The organism is Methanothermobacter sp. CaT2, from assembly GCF_000828575.1.
Classification (GTDB): domain Archaea; phylum Methanobacteriota; class Methanobacteria; order Methanobacteriales; family Methanothermobacteraceae; genus Methanothermobacter.
This window is the reverse complement of sequence record NZ_AP011952.1, coordinates 290,545-308,829: the sequence shown is the minus strand read 5'-3', so window position 1 is coordinate 308,829 and position 18,285 is coordinate 290,545. Positions and strand designations below refer to the sequence as shown.

Genomic DNA, 18,285 nt, shown 5'->3' with positions numbered 1-18,285 from the left:
GTTTCTGGTCGAAGGTAGAGTGAGAAAGAGATGATAAAGGTATGGCATCAGATGGCTAAGCCCTAATGGAATCATCATTACAAGGAGAAATATGGTGAGAAAAGGAAAGCAGCAATGCCCCTGTTTCATGATTTTTTAAGGTATTCTGCGATGAACCTTGCAAAATTGTTTATATCATCCAGGTTGTTTTGCAGGTATCCATAGACCCTTTCAATGTCTATTTCTGCGTACATATGAACCAGTATGTTTCTGAAACCTGCAGCTGGGGCGAATTTGTCCACAAAATCCTCTGGTAAAACTCCTATCTCCCCGAGTATCTCTATTACCTCTCTGTAGGTTTCTGGTTTTCTGGCTCTTTCTTTTGATATGATCATTTCTCCAATATCAAGGCAGGATTCTATGGAAACCTCCAGGTATCTTTCAACAGCTCCCCTTAACGTGACATCATTTTTCAGATCTTCCAGGGTATGGGATTGATAACCCTTCAATATTTTCAGGTATTCTCCCAATCTTTCCAATTTTGATGAGATCTCATTTTTCATATTAATCCCTGGCGGGCTATCCCATTGATGGCTATTCTCGCATGCCTGTCCATATAATACTTCCTATCCAGATATTCTGACATGATATTTTTCTCAAACCTTATCCTTTTTTCCTCATCATCTTTCAGGAGTATTCCCTCCTTTATGATATTATAATTTAAGGATAGTGGCGCATCATTCATGATAATCAGATCAACCTTATCTGCTTTAAGCAGGGATACAAGATCATCAAGCAATTTCAAGTGAAACTGTAACCTCCCGTGTTCTTGGGGGGGTTCTTGTAGTAGAACTCCAATGTCAAAATCGCCCAGTTTCCCCTTATCCCCTCTGGAAGTGGAGCCAAAAAGGTAGGCCAAATCCACCTCCTCCTTCTCTACAAAAAATTCCACGAGTTTTTCGAACACTTTAATCTCCATTGCCCCGAACCACAAACTTTTGATTATCAGACTCTAAAATACCGCTAGGAGAGTGGCTCCTCAAGGGTATTATGGTGAAAGAGGGTAATAAACCTTACAGGATCATGGTGGTTAAGAAGACTTCAAAGTCTATTCAACCACAAGATCAGGGATTAAATAGAACTCAGCACCACCATATGATCTTGAAGAAGCGATTAGAGACTCAGGTTCATGGATCAATAGGGTATCAAAAAGAATAAATAGGGACAGGACCCATTCCGCAAGGGCAGGAAAAAGAAAGTCAAAAACTGGGTGGAGGCACCTAAAAAACAGACAGAAGATGACCACTGCAGGTCATCATAAAACATGATCTCCAAAAAGCTATAGGGGTGGGTGATTATTTCCTTGCCCTTGCAATCTTCCTTGCAATGACAAGTTCACCTATAGCTATCAGACCTACAAAGAATTTTTCAAGGCCCCCTGTTGCCCATATAGCCTCACCGAAGGTCGAATTCCGGATCCTCTCCTCATACTCCTTCGGTTTTATCCTCTTACCGGTGCGCCTCCTCGTTATTATGGCAGCGGCCTCCATGAGTTCATCCCAGCTCACACCCTTGAGCTCCTCGTTCATGGCCTCAAATATCTTGTAGACCTTGATCTCATAGAGCTGGGAGAGGGTCTCAACGATGTCAAAGGACCTGACAACCCCCACAACCCTTCCATCATCATCCAGGACAGGGATGCTCACCAGTTTGTGATGGGCTGTCTTGAGGACGGCGAGCCTGGCCGGGTCGTTCTCATTTACATGAACTATCCTCTCCGGTGGCTGCATGATGTCAGAGACAAGTTCAAGTCCATCCCGGAGTCCCCTCATCACGTCAAAGCTTGTAACCCATCCAACGAGCTTTCCATCCCCATCAACAACGGGTGTTGTGAACTTACGTGTCTCCTCCATCTTCAATGAGACATCAACAACCCGATCCTCAGGGGAGACTGCTATAAACTCCTTATCCATAATCTCCTTAACTTTCATCTGCCAACCTCTCCAGTTTCAGTGCTGCCACAGGACACCTTGTGGAACAAACCTCACATAGAATGCATTTATCCTTATCAACCACAACCTCTCCATCCTCAATCCTTATGGCCCCGGTGGGACAGTTCTCCTCACAGACAAGGCACTCGACGCATGCATCCTGATCAACCAGGAGCCGCCTGGTCTCAATCACAGGACCCAGTTCCCTCTCAAGTTCCACCGCATCTGAGGGGCAGACGTTGACGCAGGCCCCGCAGCCAATGCAGATGGATTCATCGACCACCGCAGTCTGCTGATCCAGCTGAATTGCGCCTGTGGGGCAGAACCTGGTGCAGGTCCCGCATGCGGTGCATCTATCTGTGACCTCTATGTTCTTCATCCGGAGTAGACGGTGGGGGATCCTGACGTATTCCAGGTTGTAGGTCACGTCCTCATCACCGATGGTGGCTGTGCTCTCAACAACGTTTATGCACCTCACAGGGCAGGTCTGGGCGCATATCTCACATTTAACACAGTTTTCAAGTATCCTTGCAGGTTTTGATGCTGATGATCCTGATATGGCATCCACAGGGCACTCCTCGAAACAGAGATTGCACCTTACACACTTCGGTGTTATGTCTATGAATTTGTCCAGAACCCTGCAGCTTTCAAGTTCCACATCAACGTCCCCAGGGCTCTCCTCAAGGTCCATCGACTTTAATGCAACATCCCTCCGGAGGTCCTCCAGTTTCTTCTTAAAGATGATATCCATGATACAACCCCTGCATCCTTTCAAGCTTCAAGATTTAACACAACCCTTTATTACCCTTTAAACGTATTTACTTAAATTTTTTTCCAGATTATCCACCTTAAACAAACCTCAGCACACATAACTTCCCTCATCCTTTTTCCAGATTATCCACCTTAAACAAACCTCAGCACACATAACTTCCCTTATTCATCACAGGAATCATCAACCTCAGCGTAGCTCCTGAGGACATCAAGGGCCTCAGCCCCGGGGAGAGAAGCTGTGGCACCGTATCCCCCGATGCAACGTGATGCTATGTAGTTCCCAAAGCGGCATGAAACCTCAAGGCCAAAGCCCTTGAGCCAGGCGTAGAGGAAACCGGCATTGAAGGCGTCACCGGCCCCTGTCGTATCAACACATTCGGTGCTCAGTGCATCCACCATCACAGACTCGCCGTCCCATGCCATGACGCCTCGGGCCCCCATCTTAACCACAACCACCCCTATCCCCAGGAGTGATGCTGCCTCCTCAGGGTCACCTGTCCCTGTCATCAGCTCAAGTTCCCTCTGGTTTGTGAGGAGGATTTCAGTGCGCTCAAGGATATCTGAAAGCTCAGATACTCCCCTTGAGGCGTATAGGTGCCCTGGATCCAGGCTGACGGTCACGGATCTGTCCAGTGCCTCAATCACGTCCACCTGGACATTTATGCCATTACCTGCAAAGGATGTGAGGTGCAGCAGTTCAGTGTTGAGGGCCTCTTCAGCCACCTCATCCACCCTGAGTGTGTCGTTGACCCCTGGATCAACGTAGAGGGCCCTGTTACCCTCTGGGTCGACGAAACCCATCACACGGCCGCTTCTACCTGTATCCGACACGACGGTGAAATCCGTGACCCCCTCAGATGAGAGGTTACTCCTGAGGAGTCCTCCCTCCCTGTCATCGGCGACCTTGCCTATGTGGGCTGTCCTGAGACCGAGCCTTGAGAGCCCTATCATGGTGTTGGCTGCTGAGCCCCCACATGATTCGACCAGACCCCTCACGAAGGTCTCCTCATCAGGGCCTGCTATCCTCTCAACCATGTGGAGCTGGTCCATGTTGAGGGCTCCAAGGCCCACCGCATCGAACCTCATCCAAGAACACCGTGGAGTTCTATCCTGTGGTCCCCCAGTTTACCGCCATAGTTACCTGCTGATACCCTCAGGACCCCATCGTACCTGCAGACAGCCTCTATCCCGACCCTCATGGCCTCCTCAAGGGCCTCGATTGTCAGGCCGTTTATGACTATCTCTGGTATGTACCCGACGCCCTCAGGGACCCTGGACTCGTCACCGAGCACCTCCTTCAGGCTGGGGCAGTAGGGGTGGTTTGTGGTGGGTCCTATCCAGGGGTAATTTGTCTCTGGCTTTGATGCCGCGGAGCAGATGTCGAAGGGTGTCACAACACCCTCAACCCCCTCTATGGCCCTTATGGCGGCCCTCCCAGCCTCCAGTACCGTGTCGGGGTCCCTGCACATGTACCAGAAGTTGGCCCCCATGATGGCCTCCCTGTACCCCATCCTTGATTCTATTTTGAAGTCAGGGACGGCTACTGGTACGTTGATCATTTCACGGCCATTGAAGTCCTCCACCCATTCATAGCCATCACCGCAGTGTCCCACATGCTTCATCATATCCATGTATCCATCAGGGTCGGGTGTGGAGCTGTAGAGGGCTGTGAAGGGCTTCACCAGTATGTCCTGCCTTATCCTGTAGGACAGTTCCACCTGGAATTTCTCCATGTCATCCAGGGCATAGTAGAACTGGACCATGGCTCCGGGTCTGCCGTCGGGTGTTTCATCCCCTGTCAGGAAGGATTCAACACCACCCTCAACCCGCCCTATGACTGCACCCGGGGTTGCGGTTGCATCAAGGGCCGCCCTCCTCACGGTCTCCATGTCACGGGCGGTTATGGTGGCCCTCACACATCTCCCTGTGAAGGCCTCAGAGAATGTATCCTCAATCAGTGTTCCATTAATCTCCATTGAGCATCACAACCATGCTGAATGTACACATCCAGGGCTTCAGCCGAGGGATCCGACGTCCTCCCCCCGGATGTTCTTTCTGACCTCCATGCTTGCGTCCAGGAGGTCTTCGGGGTCATCGATGAGAGTTATGATGGGGTATTCCTCCCTGAACACCCTCCTGAACTCATCCACCACTCTGAAGTCTATCCTGAATGATTCAAGGGCCCTTTCAGGGTTTTCAGAGTAGGCCCTGATGAATTCCAAGATGTAGTTCCTCCCGAACCTTGAGTGGAGGTCTATCAGTGGGGTCAGGGCCCTTGAGTCGGTGGAGATGACCGCCACCTCTGCCTCCCTGAGGGCGTAGCGGTTACCGTTGAAGGACACCGCAAGGCCCCTCCCATTGAGTTCCCTGAGTGGTTCAACATCGGTTATGCTGTCACCCACGTACATGGCGGATTCAGGGGGTAGTTCAAGTTCAGAGAGGATCTCCATGAGGGCAACCCTCTTACCGTCCCCTCCAACGGTCTTCACCCCATGGAGTATCTTCCCGGCCTCCATACCGGGTATGATGTGGAAGAATATCTCATCCAGGTCCTCAAAGTCCCCCTCGATCACATCCTCAGTGAGCCTCATGAGCATCTCCCTCTCCTCAGGGGGGATCTCAACATCAAGGGTGAGGGTGGTGTGCCTGGTGTTCTCCAGGGAAAAGTCAAGGTGCCTGCAGAGGGCCTCGATGTAGTGTCTGTAGCTTGTGCTCACGATGTAGGATGGCATGAGCCTCCCTGCAAGTTTCAGGGTTTCATCAGCCCCCGGAACCAGCCTGAGGGTCCTCTCTGAGAACTCCCTAAGCTTCTCATCGGTGACTCCGTGGGCTATGAGGAATGGTACTATCAGTTTGAGGGTGTCCCCTGCATTGTAGCCAGGCCTCCTGATCTCGTCGGCCAGTATATCATCAAATTCGCTCACCTTCCTGAAGAACCTGTCACCGTCGGGGATGAAGTGGGCTGCGGCTTCAAAGGCGTTATCGTTGAGGGAGATGGGACCCTCGCAGTCTGTTACGAAAACCCTATTCAAGGCTATCATCCTCCAGGTTCAGCTTCACCGCAGTGACGGGGCATATGTCCTGGCATTCACCGCAGAGTATGCATCTATCAGCGTCAACCTCTACCTCATCATTGAGGGTCATGGCGTCAACCGGGCAGTGGTTAACGCATACACCGCACCTCTGGCAGACCAGGTGGTCAACCTCAACAGAACCACTCCTTGGACCTGTCAGGACCCTCCTCTCAAGGTATATCCGACCATCCCTGGCCCTGAATCCCTCCTCTGTGATCTCAATGGCATCTACGGGGCATACACCACGGCATCTCCCGCAGAATACGCATCCATCAAGTATCTTTACGGGGGCCGGGATCTCCGGTTCTATGACACCCACAGGGCACTCATCCACGCAGAGCCCGCACCCTATACACCTGTCCTCAAGTACCCTTATCCTCCTTGCGGGTTTGGTGAAGTCTATTATGTGGTTGAGTTCATGTATCTGGAGGTTGGAGTCCACGAGTTCCTCTATACCATCCCTTATTTCATCGGTGACATCCACACTGTATTCTGGGCTGTCAGATGAGAACCTTCTCTTCACACTCCTCAGAACCGAGTCTATCCTCCCAAGGTTTTTCACGAGTTTCTCTGATTCCCTCTCAAGTATCTCCCCTGCTATCTCCATGTTGTTGAGTTTTGAGAAGTTTTCGTAGGCCCTTTTCCTTGAGGAGTACTTGATGGCTGCTGAGGGGCATACGTCCATGCATTCCTCGCACCTTGCACAGTAGGATGGGTCTATGTAGGGTAACCTGTTTATCTTACCAACCTTTATGGCCCCCCTTGAGGGGCAGACCCTGGTGCAGGTCATGCAGCCTATGCAGTCCCTATGGTTAATCACCACGGCCTTACCCCCCACCACTGACCTGGGGAGGATCTCCCCGTACTTTATGGCCTCTGTGGGGCATGCCCTTGCACAGTACCCGCAGCGGACACATTTATCCTCGTCTATCTCACTGTGGACCCCTGTTTCACCCGATGATGCCAGGTGTATGGCCCCTGTCCTGCAGGCTGAGACACAGGCACCGCAGCCTCTGCAGATCCGGGGGTTTATAACGGGCACGTTCTCCCTGACAGGCTCTGCCATGGTTGTTCTCATCTTTATGGCGTTGTAGGGGCAGGCCTCCCTGCAGAGGACGCACCCAAAGCATTTGTCGTCTATCTCAACCTTCCCGGTGTCCTGGTCCAGGTGTATCGCGTCCACCGGGCATGAGCTGAGGCACGGCTTATCAGGGCATTCCCTGCACTTCCCACTGTCAATATCATAGTCAACGTCAACTTCCCTCAGGGGCTTCACGGGTTTTGCTGCAGCTGGAATTTTATCATCTCCTCATCACTTTACAGGAAGAGCCGCCGGTTTTATGGTTATCCTTATCATCTCTTCTCCATTGGATTCATCTATGAGGAACCTGGCAACGTAGTACCCTGCAACACCGAAGGGGCATGTCTGGTAGCATGTGCTGCACCTGAGACACTTATCAGGGTCCCTCACGATTCCTTCATCCTCTGAGTAGGTTATGGCTCCTGATGGGCATTCATCCACACATAAACGGCACTGCACACATTTTTCGGGGCTCCATGTTATGATGCGCATCTTGAGGCGGTCGGTTACCTTCTCGAGGATGTCCCTGACTATTTCCTCATCTGGGAGGACCTCAAGGGCCCTCTCGAGGAGGGGTTTCAGTGGGTAGTTCATCCTGTAGACTTTGCCTGCTTCGAGTTTCTTTATATCCTCGCTCTTCTCCTCGATGGCTGACTCCAGTTCATTGACCGCCAGGTTTATGACCATCTTCTGTTCCTCGACGTAGGCGACGTGTATCACCTTGAGGGCGCCCTTGACAGGACATTTCTCAAGGCATTCACCGCAGGCTATGCACCTTCCCTGGTCAACCTCGACCCTGCCGTCCTTCTCGGTTATTGCATCCACCGGGCAGGCCTTCATGCACTTCTTGCAGCGTATGCAGAGGTAGTCGTCTATGACATAGAGCTTCTCTGAGGGTACTATGGTGAACTCTTCCCTTATGAGGTGGTTCTCTCCGCATTCAATTGTCTTGGGGTCTGTGGGGCAGACCTCGGCGCAGAAGCCGCACCTGATGCACGCACCCCTGACTATGACAGGGTAGGTCTGACCCTCCTCCTCGGCCGTGTCGGTGTCACGGACCAGTTTTATTGCGCCGGGGGCAGGGCAGGCTGTTGTGCAGGCCCCGCAGCCTATGCAGTACTCCCTGTTAACTGTGGGGAAATCCCTGAATCTCTCTGGTTTTTCAAGGATCTCGTGTTCTGTGTGTGCATTGGCGAATTTCTCTGCCCAGGACTTACGGGCAAACTCGTAGAGGTACCATATTACAGAGGACATAGGACATCAACATCACGCATTTATTAGAGGAGTATCTCCCTCTCCCCGCTCTCTTCATCAACAACCATGACCCTCTCTGCGCATGCTATGCATGGATCAGCGCTTGCATATGTTGCAACGGCGTCTGCAACGGTTGCAACGTCCCTCAACATGTACTTTGCGCAGGCGTCAATGTTCATTATGCTGGGGGTCCTTATGGATATGTTCTTTATGAGGTTACCGTTGGTTTCAATCATGTAGGCCACCTCTCCCCGGGGGGCCTCGTTTCTCCACTCACCGTAACCGGCCTTCACGTCAACCTTCGTCCTGACGGGTCCCCCTGGCATGTTATCTATGACCTGCTTTATGAGGTCAATTGAGACCCTGATCTCGTCGAAACGGTTCATGACCCTTGCAAAGTTGTCGCCATCATCCCTCCAGATGGTCCTGAAGTCCAGGTGGTCCCTGTAGGTGGGGTGGTCCTCCCTGAAGTCATACCTTATACCTGAGGCTCTCCCTGTGGGTCCAACGGCCCTTGCCTTCTCTGCCTCCTCCTGGCTCATGTAACCTACCTCCCTTGACCTGAGGCCTATGAGTGGGCCGTGTTCGAACATCTCAACGTAGCGGTCGAATTCTCTTTCAAGGTCAACTATGATCTCCCTTATCCTTGACAGGTGGCTCTCTGAGGCGTCCATCCTCACACCACCCACCACGTTCCAGCCCATGTTGACCCTGTTACCTGTCAGGAGCTCGATGGCGTCCATTACAGGCTCCCTGAGGGCCAGCATGTACATGAACATGGTCTCATGGTCCAGGGCCTTGAAGTAGGTTGAATTTGCGATGAGGTGACTCTGTATCCTGTCAAGCTCGTTTGTTAATGCGCGTAGGAACTGTGCCCTTGGCGGTGCCTCGGCCTCTGATATGGCCTCAAAGGCCTCTGCAAAGGTCTGTGTGTGTATGTAGGAGCATATCCCGCAGACGCGTTCAGAGAGGTAGATGGCCTTCTGCCAGGTCTTGTTCCTCATAACCCTCTCTATTCCCCTGTGAACGTATCCGTATTCTATTTCGGCTTTGAGAACCTTTTCGCCCCGGGTCTTCACCTTGAGCCTTATGGGCTCCTTGTATCCCGGGTGCATGGGTCCAAGTGGCAGTATCATCTCTTCTTCCCCCTCTCTGCTATGGCCCCGGGCGCCACCGACAGTATCGCCTCAAGTATCTCTGATGGCCTGGGCGGGCATCCGGGTACCTCTGCATCCACCGGTATGAATTCGGAGACCGGTGCATAGACGCTTCCACCCTCCTGGTTGAATACGTCACCGGATATTGGACAGTTACCCAGGGCCACGACTATCTTTGGCTCAGGTGCCTTGCGGTAGATCCTCTGGAGTTTCTCCCTCCACTGCTCTGTAACTGCACCGGTTACAAGTATGACATCGGCCTCCCTGGGGTTCTGGTGGACGTATATACCGTACTGTTCAAGGTCATATCTTGGTGAGAGGAGTGCGAGGACCTCTATATCGCAGCCGTTGCACCCCCCTGTATTTACAAGGCATACATGGATTGACGTTTTCCTCAGAATACTTTTAAGGGCATCCAACATTTCTTTACCTCAACATTTGCTCTTTATTGATTGAAGTTCATCATGATCTCAGTATCTCATGGAGCCTCCTCCTGCCCTCACTGAGGGCCTCGGAGTACTCCATCCCTGCCAGGACCAGCTCTGTGATCTCATCCTTGAGGGCCTCGGCATCATCCACACCTATGATCTCCATGACATCAACGAGCCAGCAGAGCTGGAGGTCACTGTGGAGCCTCTCCCTGATGCACCTCGGCCTTGCCGACTCGAACCTGGGGTGCAGGGCCTCGAGACTCGACATGTCGAGTCTGTCCATGAGTATGTCCTGGAATTCCTCAACGTCAATTTCAAGTTCCCTGGATAGTGGCTTTACAACATCCTCCTGCCAGCGGTAACTCTCAAGTATCCTCCTCTTCATCAGCCTCATTAGTTCTCCTTCATCCATCCATTACCACCCCAGAGTCCCTGAAATCAGCCAGATCAGGAGTCCCAGGAGAGCCCCGGTGAGGGTCTCGTATCTACCGTAGCCTGGCCTCATCCCTGCAACCAGGGCCACCATGAAGAGCCCGGCCGTCCTCATGAGATCTGTGAGGGGCAGAAGCCCTGCATTCACAAGGACGGTCCAGCCTGCCACTGCAACCACAAGGGCCAGGGGATCAATTTTCTTATCAACGAAGGGCTCCCTGTACTTCCTGTAACTGAGAAGCAGGCCTATGATTGATCCTGCGATAAAGGAAACCGTGTATACCAGGTATATTTCATACAAGATTATCACCAGCAAACTCCACTTATAATGGTCTGTAAAGTATTATGAATGAAACTATAAACATTGCAAGGACCAGGAAGAATGATGCCCTCTCGAGGTCCTCTGAGAACCTGGAGAACCCTTCACGGCCAGCCATGAGCAGCAGGACCGTGAACAGGACTCCGAGGATGGTTATAACAGCCAAGGACATTCTCTGCATGATGGCTGCAAGGAGGCTCACAACTATAACGCCCCCTGCAACCAGTGCCGTGAGTAAGGTAAGATCCCTTTCCATTAAATCCCCTCTCTTCTGATTAAATCCCTTACATTTCCATTCCACATCATGTCTCCTACATTACAAGCATGAGGACTATCGAACCTGCTATACCCACGAAGGCCAGGATGACCTGTATGGCCACCGAGTGGTTCGGGTTCAGCATGGGTGTTGTCGCATTTATGAAGGCCGTTATGGTTGTGATTATCACCATCCCGAGTATGTAGAGCGGCAGACTCAGACCGCCGATGAAGACTGTTAGGAATATCCAGAGCAGCATGTACCATGCTATGGACTCCGAGATCATCAGGTAACCCCTGAGGACCCCGAAGTGCTCTGTCTCATACCCTGATATTATGTCCTTCCCCTTGGTGATGGAGAAGGGTGAGTAGGGTGCCTTTGAGAGGATGAGGACGAAGAACATCATGGCTGCAAGGGGCAGCTTCAGCAGCAGGGGCCCGTGGATGCTCTGGTAACCTATGATGTCTGATATTATCATTGTCCTTGTCTGGAGGTATATGATTGCAAGGACAGCGAAGAGCGGCATTTCGGCTGCAGCTGAGAACACCGCACGGACGCAGCTGAGCTTACCGTAGGGTGACCCTGATGATGACCCTGCATTGTGTTCAACTATCTTGTGGAGGGCGTAGATCCCGAAGAACAGCAGCAGGGACCCCTCAAGCACCGGTCCGACGATAACCGCACTTATCCATATACCGCAGAGTGTCGCTGCTATTGCAATGTAGAATGGCATGGCAGCTGTCCTCGGGAAGGAGGACTCCTTTATGTAGAACTTCAGGGTGTGGAGGAGGTGCTGTATCACAGGGGGCCCCGGCCTTCTCTGTATCCTTGCCATGACCTTCCTCTGGAAGCCCAGAAGGAGGCTTCCTATGAGAAATGCTATAAGAACATTCACTATGATGTTTCCCATCAGATTCATCTCATCACCATTAACACCGGAATGATTCCATTATCATAAATTCAGTACCCTATGAATGGTTCATCGACCCTGTCCTCTGCCTCTTCCTCCTCTGGACTGGCCATGGAGAGTATGCCCAGGGAGAGTATGAAGACGGGTATCAGGAATATGGCCACACCGTATACAACCCATGATGGTGGGTTGAATATCAGGGCGTAGATTATCCCTGCAGCTGAAAGTATGAGTGCAGTTAAACTTCCCAATCTGAGCCTGTTCATTGATCTCACCTACAGTGAAACTATCAGCAAAACCTCTATGGCCCTCACAATCACCAGGAGGGAGCTGAGGTGTATTATGAGTATGAAGGGTGAACCGGGTGTGCGGAACATCTCGGCCTTGGTCGCATAGAAGGGTGCGACACCCGTCTCCCCGACAACTCCCATGAGGAGGAGGATGGATGCGAAGACTATCATCGGGTTCCCGGCCATCCCTGATAGTTCAAGGAGGCTCAGTGTACCTGATGATCCCAGCACCAGGGCAGCGCCGCCGAAGAGTGGCAGTGAGGCCATCATGGCTATCAGTCCATACTGGAAGGCGGCGTCAAGGACCTCCACCTGCCTCACAGCCGAGACTATACCTATGTTCACGATACCTATGAGTGCCACGAAGAGGGTGAAGTTGAAGAGGTCACCTGTCACCATCGCACCGGCAGTTGCAAGTCCACAGACAACTGCAAGGAACCGCCTGATCCTGAACTCGGCTGTGTCGACCTCCACGCGCCTGTTGCCCAGTGTCCCGAACTCGGTTTCAACCTGGGTCTCTGTCCTGCTTATGGCTATGAGGAGGGTGAATATGAGTACTGATGCGAACATGAAGAGGTTGAAGGGTGTCATGTAGAGTACGATGTCACCGAAGGGTATCTGGCCGAGGAGTTCACCTCCCAGGGACGCTATATCCATCACTCTTCACCCCCTGCTTCCCTGATCTCCTCCCTTGCAAGGACCCCGATGAGGCCCATCTTGCTGGCGACCTTTATTAGTATGCCGCATCCTGACATGAATAGTGCCGGGAGCCAGAGCTGTGGCGCTGTGAAGAATATCAGGAAACCTGCAAGCCAGAGGCACCATGTTACACCGGATATACCTGCGATTCCATCCCACTCCACTGCTGGAAGGCCCCTGGCCCTCCTTGTAGCAATGTAGAAGAGTATCCCTGCCCCTGCAACTGCGCCCCCTGTGAATCCTGTCAGGAATACACCGTAGGCGATCAGGATAAGGGCCATGAAGTTCGGTGCGGTCCTGAAGACCTCAAGTTCCATGGGTCTGTGTTCAACCACCGGCACCTCACCAAGTATCCTCATCTCCCTTGATATGAGTATCTCTGATATGGCCATTATCTCAGCCAGTTCGACCACGAGACCCGGGAGTATGAGGGCCTCTGCAAGGTCGGTTCCAACGGCTGCAACGATTACGAGCATTGCTATTCCAACTATATCCGTGATTATCAGTGCGCTCAGGTCCTTCTTCTGGAAGGATATGCCGAGCAGCGCTATGAATCCTGCTATGAGGCCCGTGTAGATGGCGGGCTGGAAGAGTGAAAGGGTGAATTCCGGGACCATCATAAATGTGCCTCCATCTGCTTCTCTGAGATCATGATCTGCGCCTCCTCATAGTGAAGTTAAGGGCCACCCATGAGGCGATGGTGAAGGCCATCATGAGTATGCTTGACTCAAGGACCGTGTCAAGGCCCCTGGTGTAGTAGAGTATCTCATCTATCAGCCCACCCGGGGATGAGTATATGGATGTACCGAAGTAGAAGGTGAGGCCCTTAACAGCTATGGCCAGGGGTGAGAGGTAGGCTGTTATCTTACCCAGGTTAACCTCAAAGTGGGGGTACTGTGACTTCACATTACCTGGCTTCTCCAGGGGTACTCCCCCGCGGTCATAGGGTGCCAGGGGGTCCTTGCTGTTTATCTGCTCCTGGGGCATTGGCCTCGGGTAGAGCTGGTCAGGGTTCAGCGCCATGGGCACAAGGAACCCGACGAGCAGTATCAGACCAAGTGAGAAGGCGAAGAGCCTGGGTATCCTCTTCGGGTTTGCAAGTTCATTGAGGATCCTTCCAAGGCTCATACCTCCACCCCCATCTCCAGGTCATTGAGGATCCTTCCAAGGCTCATACCTCCACCCCCATCTCCTCAAGCCTTATAACTGCCCTGAGGAGCACCAGTGTCATTATGGTTGTTGCCGCTATGAAGGTCAGGAGGGCGAGGGTGTGGTTGTAGGTGAGGAATATGAGTGAAACACCAACCGCAGGTATCTCGGTGTTGAGGATCCTCACAATGGGGTCCCTCACACCAGGACCTGCCACGGTTGCAAGTGAACCTATCACCACAAGGGCTGCCCCTGCATAGAACCAGATCTGGGTCTCAAGCAAGTTCCTCACCCCCGCAAATCATCCTGAATGAGAACATGGAAGCCTCAGACAACTTCCTCACCCCTCGAAGTCCTTATGTCATTTATCCTCATAACGGCCATCAGCAGTATTATTGTTGATATCGGGTCAAAGAGGGCCGCTGCCATGGCAACGTCAAGGTACCTTGCAGCTGCAAGGACCATCACAAAGCCCCCCTGGAGGAGTGAAAACATTATTATCTTATCAAGGGGCTTTGAGAGGAGTATGATGCCTGCGGCTCCAGTGAATATGACAGAGACGCCAACGTTTGTAATGTTAAGGAGATCCAGCGGATTCATAAACATTCACCAGTTATCATCTATATTCCTAATCCTCGATAACTATTTCCTCTCCAACACGGTCAAGGGTGTGGGCGATTGCATTGGATGTTACGGTTGATGCGATGAAGTAGACCGCTGCAAGGACAGCGCCAAAGGCGGTTCCAACGTATAGGGCTATCATTGCAGATATTCCGAAGCTCAGGGCATTGAGGTACAGGAGCCTCTCAGCCCTGTCCTGGGCAAGGAGGGTCCTCAAGGCCATGAGCACCACTATTATCCCTGTTATCTGGATCAGCATGATTAACACCTTCTATTTGATTTCAGTGTACCTGTCCATCCTCCTGGCTATGGCGCCAAGGAGCCTTGATGATCTTGAGTGGCTCACACCCTGTATGGTGGTTATTGCAATGACCATCCCGGCGACGAAGTGACCTGGCTCCATCCCGGCGAGGGATGCCAGCCCTATTATGACTGTTATGGAGAGGGCCCCAAGTGTCCCGGCATACCCGGGGTCGGCGCATAGCCGGTTCCCTATGAACACCAGGAGGGCGGCCACGAGGCCTCCCTCAGGCACGCCCATGAGGTAGCATCCAATGGCGCCGAGGAGGGTGCCGGCTGATGCGTCAGGTGAGCATACAATGTTTCCCTGGAAGAAGCCACCCGCAAGGTCGCCTCCCCTTTTCTCTATGTCCCTTCCAATGTAGTCGGCCCCCCGCACACCCGGCTTCTCTGGGAGACCCATCCATGTGTCTATCACAACGAAGTTCAGCCAGGATATGGCTGCTGCGGCTGTAACTCCAACCAGTTCATTCATCATGAGTCCTCCGGTCTGGGGAATATATCCTCAAGGAAGTATGCAGTCATTATTGCTGATAGGACCCCTGCCACGGCTCCGAGGTCAGCCCCGTAGAGGCCTGTGACACCCAGTTTTATGGATATGGCTGTGAGGCCCAGTGCAATTACGGGTGTCGGGAAGATGGCTGACGGCGTCCAGGAGTGCCTGGCCGGCCTTTCAGGTGTCAGGGGAAGTCCCAGTATCGCTGAAAGGATTATCGATGAAATAATGGCTGCTAGGTAACCTGAAAGATATGTAACATGAATAATCATGATAAAAGAATGATAATCCAACATATATAAATCTTTTTAAAAAACTGAGTTAGACCTAAAAGAGCCTTTTTAATACAATTCAAGGGTTTTTTACTAAAATCCTCAGGGTTCTCCAACAAAAAATTTAGTAATAAATATTCCATGTTCAGATAGCCATTTTTGTGATTAATTTCACTAAAACCTGTAAGTGTATGTGAAGCCATAGAACCCCTCAGAGACCCTGCGGGGGTGGATAGTTATGGGCATCCCTATAAAATTCATGATTCCTGCACTTATCCTGTTTTTAATTATAAGCCCTGCAGCAGGTGCCACGGCTGTGCAGGAGGTTAAAGTCACGGTACCCGAGAGTGTTGAGATAATGGTCCTATGGCAGGGAAGAGAAGCAGGGAACTCCTTCACACTCACAGCCACAGTGGAACCAGGAAAAGAATACCACTGGCCAGGAGGACCCCAGGGACTCCAGATAAAGGACCTATCCAACGTACCCATCGACCTCTACAAAGGGCTGAAGGAGACCTCCAGGGCCCAGAAACCATACCCATACAAAACCTCAAATACGCCAACTACGGCATCGGACTCCCCGAAACACCACTAACAACAACCTACACACCAGTAAGAAAGAACTGGGCAGCGGAACGGGAGATCGATGCGGTGGTACCCGTTGATCTCAGTCTCAGAGTGCCACCATTCACAGAACCCGGTGAATACAGGGTGAAGGTCTACCATATAGCCATAAGATCACCCGGTACCTGATTCTGTCTAAATTCCATGCCAGAAGTGTTCAGACCCGATATATCCACCAGAACCTCATCTATTCCAATTTTATTATGTTCCAGTCAGAGAGACATTGATGGTAAATATTTATCAGTCCAGAATTGATAATAATCTACTTAATCAATTGCAGTGACAGGAGAATCCCATGTGAAGTTCAAAGCAAAAATCCTACTCCTCATAACAGGTATAGTCTCAGCTCTTCTGATAGCAGCACCCCAGTTCCACCTGAGGGTGGCAGGGCTCATCCTCTGTGTGCTGGTAACAGGGTACAGTTTCCTAAGACTGACCTGTCTGGGGGACACCATCATTACACCCATACCTGGCCTGCTCATACTCACCTTCAACGCATTAATCCTTAACTACACACCCCTGCGGCATTCAAGGGTCCTCTACGCCCTCCCCGCTGTACTCATACCCATCATCCTGCTCCTTAAACGCCCCGAAAAGGATGCTGATCCTGGAAGTGCCAGAATGAACACCAGTGAACCTGAGGGAAGGGATCATCCAGCGAAAAGCACCCATATTAAAACCGCCAGAGAACTCGCAAAAAGAGACCATCAAGTGGAAAGCCAGGCTGACTCCTCTGAAAGAAAGGGGGATTCAGAGGAAACCCATGGGGGAGAACATGCACCATTAAGGGACATCCTGATTTCAGCCATCCTTTCTGGTGCCACACCCCTCCTTATAGCACTCATCCACGTGAACCAGGTAAGGTTTGTGCTTATCATAGTACTTATAGCCGCCTCATCCTATAACCTTGCAGCCGCCATTCTACTTAGATTACAGGGCTATGGCAGGTCCAGGAGGGCCGCGTTAACCATGGCGTTTGCACCCATACTCACACTGATGGCTGGCACCGCAGGCAGGTATGGGATGGTGGTCCTTGGTACAGCAGGTATACTATCAGCCCTTGTGGCCTACATCAGGAGGACCCGGCAGAGGATAGGGGAGATAGAGTCACTGCAGATGTCAGAGAGGGACGTCCTGGAAAGGTACGGGCTCATCGAGGATGATCTGGTAGTGGAGGTCCCTGAGATAAATGAAAGGGACCTCAGGGCAGTTGACCCCTCAGGGATAAGGAAGAAGGCCCTCAGGATGGTTAAAGAGAGGGACCTTGATGGTGAGCTCAGGAGGGCATTCCCAGGGGATGAGTTCTGGGAAGAAAAGGAAGCCGGGAGAAACATGGCAGGTTTCAGTGACCTTCTGGTTATGGTGCTCCTGAGTATCTTTACCATCACTGCAATCAATTCATCTCCGCGGGGGGTTGTGGAAGCCCTCTTCTACCTCCAGGTGCTCCTTATACCTGGCTACATTTTAACCTCAGCCATAGCACCCCTCAGATACCAGATCAGCGTCCCTGAGAGGCTCTTCCTGGGGTTCTCAATAAGCATAATCATATCATCTGTGATAGCACTCCTGATGGGTGGTCATGTTACATTCAAGCCGCTTCTTGCAAGGAGCATATCTGCAGTAAGCCTGATAATGACACCCGCAGCCTTTATAAGGCGTTACAGGGCCAGGGGCCTTGCATACTCAGTTGATTTGAGGCGTATACCATCACCCCGAAGTCTCTCAAGGGATGGCAAGGTATCCCTCATCCTCTCGGCTGTACTAGTGGCCCTCATTGCAGTCACTGTCTACATAACCCTCAACCCGGCACCGTCTGAGCGGTTCACCGAGTTCTACATACTGGGCCCTGGTGGTAAGGCCTACGGTTACCCTGAGAACGTTACCGCCGGGGAGAGTGTTGAGGTAATTGTTGGTGTGGTGAACAGGGAGTACCGGAACGAAACCTACCGGATGGTTGTCAGGATCGGCGGAGATATTTTAAGGAATGAAACCATAAAACTGGGTAACGGTGAGAGGTGGGAGAAGAGGGTGAATTTCACAGTAACAGAGGCGGGAGAGGATCAGAAACTTGAATTCCTTCTCTACAGGTTACCTGATACAGAAAAGCCCTACAGGTCCCTCCATCTCTTCATAAACTTCACATGATGTGATCCGCCATCAAGGATTAACTGGATAGTGA

The 18,285-nt window shown here is 51.6% G+C and carries 26 protein-coding genes; 2 read left to right on the top strand and 24 right to left on the bottom strand.

The features are described from left to right. Window positions 1–125 precede the first annotated feature (125 nt). The 24 genes from MTCT_RS01745 to ehaA all read right to left on the bottom strand — a co-directional run bounded on the left by MTCT_RS01745 (window position 126) and on the right by ehaA (window position 15,482). Window positions 126–542 (bottom strand): DUF86 domain-containing protein, encoded by a 417-nt coding sequence (locus MTCT_RS01745; RefSeq protein WP_048175276.1) that lies wholly within the window; start codon window positions 540–542, stop codon window positions 126–128. After that, window positions 539–958, bottom strand: a complete 420-nt coding sequence (locus MTCT_RS01740; protein ID WP_048175275.1) for a nucleotidyltransferase domain-containing protein — start codon at window positions 956–958, stop codon at window positions 539–541. Before MTCT_RS01740 ends, MTCT_RS01745 begins: the two co-directional genes overlap by 4 nt. Window positions 959–1,334: 376 nt before the next feature. Further along, entirely contained in the window at window positions 1,335–1,970 is a 636-nt protein-coding gene (locus MTCT_RS01735; RefSeq protein WP_048175274.1) for an HPP family protein, read from the bottom strand. Beyond that, entirely contained in the window at window positions 1,960–2,721 is a 762-nt protein-coding gene (locus MTCT_RS01730; RefSeq protein WP_048175273.1) for a 4Fe-4S binding protein, read from the bottom strand. Before MTCT_RS01730 ends, MTCT_RS01735 begins: the two co-directional genes overlap by 11 nt. A gap of 182 nt (window positions 2,722–2,903) precedes the next feature. Then, window positions 2,904–3,827: a carbohydrate kinase family protein gene (locus MTCT_RS01725; protein ID WP_048175272.1), complete on the bottom strand. Its 924-nt coding sequence runs from the start codon at window positions 3,825–3,827 to the stop codon at window positions 2,904–2,906. Continuing rightward, window positions 3,824–4,717: a formylmethanofuran--tetrahydromethanopterin N-formyltransferase gene (locus MTCT_RS01720; RefSeq protein ID WP_048175271.1), complete on the bottom strand. Its 894-nt coding sequence runs from the start codon at window positions 4,715–4,717 to the stop codon at window positions 3,824–3,826. The genes MTCT_RS01725 and MTCT_RS01720 overlap by 4 nt, the downstream gene beginning before the upstream one ends. Before the next feature lie 39 nt (window positions 4,718–4,756). Further along, window positions 4,757–5,782 (bottom strand): energy-converting hydrogenase A, subunit R, encoded by a 1,026-nt coding sequence (locus MTCT_RS01715; protein ID WP_048175270.1) that lies wholly within the window; start codon window positions 5,780–5,782, stop codon window positions 4,757–4,759. Beyond that, window positions 5,766–7,091 carry a 4Fe-4S binding protein gene (locus MTCT_RS01710; RefSeq protein WP_084126098.1) on the bottom strand — a complete coding sequence of 442 codons (1,326 nt, stop codon included), beginning with the start codon at window positions 7,089–7,091 and terminating at the stop codon, window positions 5,766–5,768. The genes MTCT_RS01715 and MTCT_RS01710 overlap by 17 nt, the downstream gene beginning before the upstream one ends. 36 nt (window positions 7,092–7,127) lie before the next feature. After that, the gene (locus MTCT_RS01705) at window positions 7,128–8,150 is read right to left on the bottom strand and encodes a 4Fe-4S binding protein (RefSeq protein ID WP_048175268.1); all 1,023 of its coding nucleotides are present in this window, start codon (window positions 8,148–8,150) and stop codon (window positions 7,128–7,130) included. Between the two features lie 23 nt (window positions 8,151–8,173). Continuing rightward, the gene (locus MTCT_RS01700; protein WP_048175267.1) at window positions 8,174–9,286 is read right to left on the bottom strand and encodes a nickel-dependent hydrogenase large subunit; all 1,113 of its coding nucleotides are present in this window, start codon (window positions 9,284–9,286) and stop codon (window positions 8,174–8,176) included. Further along, window positions 9,283–9,729 carry an NADH-quinone oxidoreductase subunit B family protein gene (locus tag MTCT_RS01695; protein ID WP_048175266.1) on the bottom strand — a complete coding sequence of 149 codons (447 nt, stop codon included), beginning with the start codon at window positions 9,727–9,729 and terminating at the stop codon, window positions 9,283–9,285. Before MTCT_RS01695 ends, MTCT_RS01700 begins: the two co-directional genes overlap by 4 nt. Window positions 9,730–9,769: 40 nt before the next feature. Next, complete coding sequence (locus MTCT_RS01690) at window positions 9,770–10,150, bottom strand: DUF1959 domain-containing protein (protein WP_048175265.1); 381 nt, start codon at window positions 10,148–10,150, stop codon at window positions 9,770–9,772. A gap of 3 nt (window positions 10,151–10,153) precedes the next feature. Then, a complete protein-coding gene (locus MTCT_RS01685; protein ID WP_084126319.1) occupies window positions 10,154–10,480 on the bottom strand; it encodes an energy-converting hydrogenase subunit EhaL family protein in 327 nt (108 codons plus the stop codon). 13 nt (window positions 10,481–10,493) lie between these two features. Continuing rightward, window positions 10,494–10,745 carry a hypothetical protein gene (locus MTCT_RS01680; protein ID WP_048175263.1) on the bottom strand — a complete coding sequence of 84 codons (252 nt, stop codon included), beginning with the start codon at window positions 10,743–10,745 and terminating at the stop codon, window positions 10,494–10,496. Window positions 10,746–10,800: 55 nt separating this feature from the next. Beyond that, window positions 10,801–11,664: a respiratory chain complex I subunit 1 family protein gene (locus MTCT_RS01675; protein ID WP_048175262.1), complete on the bottom strand. Its 864-nt coding sequence runs from the start codon at window positions 11,662–11,664 to the stop codon at window positions 10,801–10,803. Window positions 11,665–11,705: 41 nt separating this feature from the next. Beyond that, window positions 11,706–11,921, bottom strand: a complete 216-nt coding sequence (locus tag MTCT_RS01670; protein ID WP_048175261.1) for a hypothetical protein — start codon at window positions 11,919–11,921, stop codon at window positions 11,706–11,708. A 9-nt stretch (window positions 11,922–11,930) separates the two neighbouring features. Continuing rightward, entirely contained in the window at window positions 11,931–12,602 is a 672-nt protein-coding gene (locus MTCT_RS01665) for a proton-conducting transporter membrane subunit (protein ID WP_048175260.1), read from the bottom strand. Continuing rightward, a complete protein-coding gene (locus MTCT_RS01660; RefSeq protein WP_048175259.1) occupies window positions 12,602–13,264 on the bottom strand; it encodes an EhaG family protein in 663 nt (220 codons plus the stop codon). Before MTCT_RS01660 ends, MTCT_RS01665 begins: the two co-directional genes overlap by 1 nt. Window positions 13,265–13,292: 28 nt before the next feature. Then, window positions 13,293–13,772: a DUF2106 family protein gene (locus MTCT_RS01655; protein WP_048175258.1), complete on the bottom strand. Its 480-nt coding sequence runs from the start codon at window positions 13,770–13,772 to the stop codon at window positions 13,293–13,295. 43 nt (window positions 13,773–13,815) lie between these two features. Then, the gene (locus MTCT_RS01650) at window positions 13,816–14,076 is read right to left on the bottom strand and encodes an EhaE family protein (protein ID WP_048175257.1); all 261 of its coding nucleotides are present in this window, start codon (window positions 14,074–14,076) and stop codon (window positions 13,816–13,818) included. 44 nt (window positions 14,077–14,120) lie between these two features. Further along, on the bottom strand, window positions 14,121–14,393 hold the full coding sequence (locus MTCT_RS01645; protein ID WP_048175256.1) for a DUF2108 domain-containing protein: 273 nt from the start codon (window positions 14,391–14,393) through the stop codon (window positions 14,121–14,123). A gap of 28 nt (window positions 14,394–14,421) precedes the next feature. After that, entirely contained in the window at window positions 14,422–14,673 is a 252-nt protein-coding gene (locus MTCT_RS01640) for a DUF2109 family protein (protein WP_048175255.1), read from the bottom strand. A gap of 12 nt (window positions 14,674–14,685) precedes the next feature. After that, window positions 14,686–15,189, bottom strand: coding sequence for a hypothetical protein (locus MTCT_RS01635; RefSeq protein ID WP_048176509.1), 504 nt, complete (start codon window positions 15,187–15,189; stop codon window positions 14,686–14,688). Further along, window positions 15,189–15,482: an energy-converting NiFe hydrogenase A subunit EhaA gene (ehaA, locus tag MTCT_RS01630; protein WP_048175254.1), complete on the bottom strand. Its 294-nt coding sequence runs from the start codon at window positions 15,480–15,482 to the stop codon at window positions 15,189–15,191. The genes MTCT_RS01635 and ehaA overlap by 1 nt, the downstream gene beginning before the upstream one ends. Window positions 15,483–15,720: 238 nt before the next feature. Here ehaA and MTCT_RS01620 point away from each other — a divergent pair, with 238 nt between their 5' ends. Both MTCT_RS01620 and MTCT_RS01615 read left to right on the top strand, forming a co-directional pair. Next, window positions 15,721–16,077: a hypothetical protein gene (locus MTCT_RS01620; protein ID WP_231855324.1), complete on the top strand. Its 357-nt coding sequence runs from the start codon at window positions 15,721–15,723 to the stop codon at window positions 16,075–16,077. A gap of 326 nt (window positions 16,078–16,403) precedes the next feature. After that, a complete protein-coding gene (locus MTCT_RS01615) occupies window positions 16,404–18,251 on the top strand; it encodes a DUF1616 domain-containing protein (RefSeq protein WP_231855323.1) in 1,848 nt (615 codons plus the stop codon). The last annotated feature ends 34 nt before the right edge of the window (window positions 18,252–18,285 follow it).

Coding starts and splice junctions, on each gene's coding strand:
- MTCT_RS01670 (WP_048175261.1), bottom strand. CDS start 11,921: ATGAACAGGCTCAGATTGGGAAGTTTAACTGCACTCATACTTTCAGCT.
- MTCT_RS01725 (WP_048175272.1), bottom strand. CDS start 3,827: ATGAGGTTCGATGCGGTGGGCCTTGGAGCCCTCAACATGGACCAGCTC.
- MTCT_RS01620 (WP_231855324.1), top strand. CDS start 15,721: ATGGGCATCCCTATAAAATTCATGATTCCTGCACTTATCCTGTTTTTA.
- MTCT_RS01690 (WP_048175265.1), bottom strand. CDS start 10,150: ATGGATGAAGGAGAACTAATGAGGCTGATGAAGAGGAGGATACTTGAG.
- MTCT_RS01705 (WP_048175268.1), bottom strand. CDS start 8,150: ATGTCCTCTGTAATATGGTACCTCTACGAGTTTGCCCGTAAGTCCTGG.
- MTCT_RS01730 (WP_048175273.1), bottom strand. CDS start 2,721: ATGGATATCATCTTTAAGAAGAAACTGGAGGACCTCCGGAGGGATGTT.
- MTCT_RS01640 (WP_048175255.1), bottom strand. CDS start 14,673: ATGCTGATCCAGATAACAGGGATAATAGTGGTGCTCATGGCCTTGAGG.
- MTCT_RS01645 (WP_048175256.1), bottom strand. CDS start 14,393: ATGAATCCGCTGGATCTCCTTAACATTACAAACGTTGGCGTCTCTGTC.
- MTCT_RS01635 (WP_048176509.1), bottom strand. CDS start 15,189: ATGAATGAACTGGTTGGAGTTACAGCCGCAGCAGCCATATCCTGGCTG.
- MTCT_RS01680 (WP_048175263.1), bottom strand. CDS start 10,745: ATGGAAAGGGATCTTACCTTACTCACGGCACTGGTTGCAGGGGGCGTT.
- MTCT_RS01715 (WP_048175270.1), bottom strand. CDS start 5,782: ATGATAGCCTTGAATAGGGTTTTCGTAACAGACTGCGAGGGTCCCATC.
- MTCT_RS01665 (WP_048175260.1), bottom strand. CDS start 12,602: ATGGATATAGCGTCCCTGGGAGGTGAACTCCTCGGCCAGATACCCTTC.
- MTCT_RS01695 (WP_048175266.1), bottom strand. CDS start 9,729: ATGTTGGATGCCCTTAAAAGTATTCTGAGGAAAACGTCAATCCATGTA.
- MTCT_RS01700 (WP_048175267.1), bottom strand. CDS start 9,286: ATGATACTGCCACTTGGACCCATGCACCCGGGATACAAGGAGCCCATA.
- MTCT_RS01675 (WP_048175262.1), bottom strand. CDS start 11,664: ATGAATCTGATGGGAAACATCATAGTGAATGTTCTTATAGCATTTCTC.
- MTCT_RS01655 (WP_048175258.1), bottom strand. CDS start 13,772: ATGAGCCTTGGAAGGATCCTCAATGAACTTGCAAACCCGAAGAGGATA.
- MTCT_RS01660 (WP_048175259.1), bottom strand. CDS start 13,264: ATGATGGTCCCGGAATTCACCCTTTCACTCTTCCAGCCCGCCATCTAC.
- ehaA (WP_048175254.1), bottom strand. CDS start 15,482: ATGATTATTCATGTTACATATCTTTCAGGTTACCTAGCAGCCATTATT.
- MTCT_RS01735 (WP_048175274.1), bottom strand. CDS start 1,970: ATGAAAGTTAAGGAGATTATGGATAAGGAGTTTATAGCAGTCTCCCCT.
- MTCT_RS01720 (WP_048175271.1), bottom strand. CDS start 4,717: ATGGAGATTAATGGAACACTGATTGAGGATACATTCTCTGAGGCCTTC.
- MTCT_RS01740 (WP_048175275.1), bottom strand. CDS start 958: ATGGAGATTAAAGTGTTCGAAAAACTCGTGGAATTTTTTGTAGAGAAG.
- MTCT_RS01745 (WP_048175276.1), bottom strand. CDS start 542: ATGAAAAATGAGATCTCATCAAAATTGGAAAGATTGGGAGAATACCTG.